The 3507-nt window shown below is 71.5% G+C and carries 4 protein-coding genes; 1 reads left to right on the forward strand and 3 read right to left on the reverse strand.

The features are described from left to right. Positions 1-335 precede the first annotated feature (335 nt). From ruvA to ACY0I8_RS17040, 3 genes are read right to left on the reverse strand one after another with little or no spacing between them, the layout of a single operon-like run. Positions 336-932 (reverse strand): Holliday junction branch migration protein RuvA, encoded by a 597-nt coding sequence (gene ruvA / locus ACY0I8_RS17030; protein ID WP_461395701.1) that lies wholly within the window; start codon positions 930-932, stop codon positions 336-338. After that, complete coding sequence (ruvC, locus tag ACY0I8_RS17035) at positions 929-1423, reverse strand: crossover junction endodeoxyribonuclease RuvC (protein ID WP_461395703.1); 495 nt, start codon at positions 1421-1423, stop codon at positions 929-931. Before ruvC ends, ruvA begins: the two co-directional genes overlap by 4 nt. Before the next feature lie 2 nt (positions 1424-1425). Then, positions 1426-2178 carry a YebC/PmpR family DNA-binding transcriptional regulator gene (locus ACY0I8_RS17040; RefSeq protein ID WP_461395704.1) on the reverse strand — a complete coding sequence of 251 codons (753 nt, stop codon included), beginning with the start codon at positions 2176-2178 and terminating at the stop codon, positions 1426-1428. Between the two features lie 191 nt (positions 2179-2369). On the opposite strand from ACY0I8_RS17040, the gene ACY0I8_RS17045 reads away from it, so the two are divergent. Further along, positions 2370-3155 carry a TIGR04211 family SH3 domain-containing protein gene (locus ACY0I8_RS17045; RefSeq protein ID WP_461395702.1) on the forward strand — a complete coding sequence of 262 codons (786 nt, stop codon included), beginning with the start codon at positions 2370-2372 and terminating at the stop codon, positions 3153-3155. Positions 3156-3507: the final 352 nt, after the last annotated feature.

The raw sequence follows: 3507 nt of genomic DNA on the forward strand, positions 1-3507 counted from the left end.
CGTACTCGTCGAGCCGCGAGGGCCGAAGGCCCGGCCCGGCCGGGAGATCCTCGGCCAGGGCCTCGGGGGTCAGGATGCGGTCCGCGTCGGTCATGGCTGCGCGCTGGTCGGCTGGAAAGCTAGAAAGCTAGAAAGCTAGAAGGCTAGAAGGCTGGGAGGCGGGGGAGCCGTGAATCGTGAGTCGTGAATGGTGTTGGGGTGCTCCACCCGTCCTCTCCTCTCCGCCCCCGGAGCGCCGTGATCCCGCGCGCCCCGTGGTTCGTCCCCCTCCGTGGTCTCCGTGCCCTCCGTGGTGAACCCAACGGTTCTCCCGTCCCTCGCCGTCCGGTTCCCCTCTACTTTCTTGGCGCCAGGGTCTTGAGGGCGGCTTTCACGAGGGCTTCGACCCCCGACGCCCCGGCGGCCGCGGCTTTCCGCACCGCCTCGGCCGCCACGCGGGCCGGGTACCCCAGGGCCTCCAGCGCCGCGGCGGCCTCGGCCTCGTCCCCGACCGAAAGCCCGGGCCCGGCCGTCGGCTCCCCGCCGGGCACCGGCCCCACCTTGTCCCGAAGCTCCAGCACGAGCCGCTGGGCCAGCTTCTTCCCCACCCCCGGGATCGCGGTGAGGGCCCCGTGGTCCCCCCGGGCCAGGGCCGAGCGCAGGTCGGCCGCCACGAGCCCCGACAGGATCCGCAGGGCCAGCTTCGGCCCCACCCCGCTCACCCCCTGGAGGGCGCGGAACAGCTCCTCCTCCTCGGCCGTGAGGAACCCGTAGAGGTGGATCTCGTCGTCCCGGATCAGGGTCACCACCCGGAGCCGCGCCCCGTCGGGCCGTCGGGAGAGCTCCCGGTAGGTCCCGAGGGGCACCCACACCCGGTAGCCGACGCCTCCGGCGTCCACCACCACCTCCCCCGGGGCCACGAGCTCCACCGTCCCCGAGAGCCGCGCGATCACCGGGCCGTCCCCAGGGCCCGCCGGGTGCGGGCCGTCTGCAGGTGGCAGATGGCCACGGCCAGGGCGTCGGACGCGTCGGCCGGGGCCGGCCGGCCGAGCCCCAGGAGCCGGCGGACCATCTCCTGCACCTGGTGCTTCTCGGCCCCGCCGTAGCCCACCACGGCCTGCTTCACCTGCATCGGGGAGTATTCCACCACCGGGATCCCTGCCCGGTAAGCGGCCAGAAGCGCCGCCCCCCGGGCGTGGCCCAGGGTAAGCGCCGATCGGGCGTTTCGGGCGTGGAAGATGCCCTCCACCCCCACCTCCTCGGGCTCGTGGGCCTCGAACACCGCCAGGAGCCCCTCGAAGATCCGGCCCAGGCGGGCGGGGAGCCCATCGGCGGCCCGGGTGACGATGACCCCGTGGGCCACGTGGCGCAGGCGGTTCCCCTCCATCTCCACCACGCCGTACCCCGTGCGGCCCGTTCCGGGGTCGATCCCGGCCACCCGCAGCCTCATCCGCCGGCGATCCGTTCCATCTCGGCGTCGTCGATGTCGAAGTTGGCGTAGACGTTCTGGACGTCGTCGTTGTCCTCGAGCATCTCCATGAGCCGGAGCATCCGCTCGGCGTCGGCCCCCTGGAGTTTCACCGTATTTTTCGGAAGCATGGTGACCTCGGAGGACTCCAGCGGCAACCCAGCGGCCTCGAGCCCTGCCCGGACGTCGTCATAGGCGTCGGGGTCGGCCAACACCTCCCACACCTCGCCTCCGTCCCGCACGTCCTCGGCCCCGGCCTCCAGGGCGACCTCCAGGAGCTTCTCCTCCCCCACGGCCGATTTCGGCACCGTAAAGTAGGCCTTCGACTCAAAGAGCCAAGCCACGCAGCCGTTCTCCCCCAGGTTTCCCTTGTTTTTCGAGAAGGCGTGGCGGATCTCGCCCACGGTGCGGTTTCGGTTGTCGGTGAGCACCTCCACGAGCACCGCAACCCCGCCGGGGCCGTAGCCCTCGTAGGTGATCTGCTCGTAATCGGCGCCCCCTCCCCCGCCCGTGCCCTTTTTGATCGCCCGCTCGATGTTGTCCTTGGGCATGTTGAACGAGCGGGCCGTCTCGATGGCCCGCCGAAGCCGGGGGTTCCCGTCCGGGTCACCGCCGCCCAGCTTGGCGGCGACGGTGATCTCCTTGGCGAGCTTCGAGAAGATCTTGCCCCGCTTCGCGTCCTCGCGGGCCTTCTTGTGCTTGATGTTCGCCCATTTGCTGTGACCTGCCATCGTGTCCTCCACCGCGCGGTTCCCCGGCGGCCCCGGCCGCCGCTTCCTCGAACGGTGCAAGGTAACAAAACCCCGCCGGCCAAGGAAAGGCCGACGTCCCCCGGGTTGACGCGGCGCGACCCGGGTGCTAATCACGGCGCTTTGATCCACCGGGTACCCGCCGGGTGCCCCCTGACCCCACGGGGACGCGCATGAGGCTTCCAAGTCACTTCGGTCGGCGGTCGCCGGTCGGCGGTCTTCGGTCCCTTGGCCCAGACCGAGGCGATCCACCCTGCGGCCGAAACCGAGAAGTCATCGTTCTTGCGAGCAGGCCGCGTCGCGGCCTACGGGGGCTTCCAAGGGTCTTCCTGGCTGTCGCCTGGCTCCTGGTCGCGACCCTGGCGCTGGCGGGCCAGACCTTTTACGTCACGGACGAGCTCGAGATCACCCTGCGGTCCGGCCCCGGCCTGGGCTACAAGATCCTGGCCATGCTCAAAACCGGGACCCCCCTGGAGAAGTTGGCCGAGCAGGAGGGATGGGCCCAGGTCCGCACCCCCGACGGCCAGGAGGGGTGGGTGGTGGCCCGGTACCTCTCGGGGGATCCGCCCAAGGGCCCCCGGCTCGAGGCGGCCGAGCGGGAGCTCGCGGACCTCAAGGCGCGGGCGTCGGACCAGGCCGAAGAGGCCGGCGCCCAGCGCCGCCGGGCCGACGCGGCCGAACGGGAGCTCGCGAAGATCCGCAAGGAGTTCGCGGCCTGGAAGGAGGCCCACAAGGACGCGGCGACCCTGAAGGCCCGGGCCGACGCCATGGAGGCCGAACTCACAGCCGCCCGCGACGAACTCGGCCGGCTGCGGGCCCGGGTGGCCCACCTCGAAACCCGGGAGCGGTTCTACTGGTTCTTCTCCGGCGCCCTGGTGCTCCTGGCGGGGTGGATCCTGGGGTATCTCTACGCCGCCTCGCGCCACAAGGCGAAGGCCAAGGCCAAATTCAGGTTCTGAGAAGCGGTCCCCGGCCGCCTCCCCACGACCGCGGGCCGGGGCGGCAACGCGATGCAACGAGGTTCCGAGACCACCTTCCCGTACGAAGCCCTGCGGCGGTATGGCCGGGCGCCGGTGGAGGACTTGCTCCGGCCGGGCGCGGGCGCGGAACCCGGCTCTCCCCCAGCCCCCGACCCATTGGCGCCCCGAGCCCACACCGGGGATCTGACCATCGGGACCAGAAACGGCCCCCCAGGGGATCTCCCCGGGGGGCCGTTTCGTTGCGCGATCCCCGCTTCGCCGTCCTACCCCAGGTAATCCCGGATCAGGATCTCGGCGATCTGCACGGCGTTTAGGGCCGCGCCCTTCCGGA

The sequence above is a fragment of the Deferrisoma sp. genome (genome assembly GCF_054681715.1).

Bases quoted from the DNA above. Each gene is read 5' to 3' on its own strand.
- ACY0I8_RS17040 (WP_461395704.1), bottom strand. From the start codon at position 2,178: ATGGCAGGTCACAGCAAATGGGCGAACATCAAGCACAAGAAGGCCCGC.
- ACY0I8_RS17045 (WP_461395702.1), top strand. From the start codon at position 2,370: ATGAGGCTTCCAAGTCACTTCGGTCGGCGGTCGCCGGTCGGCGGTCTT.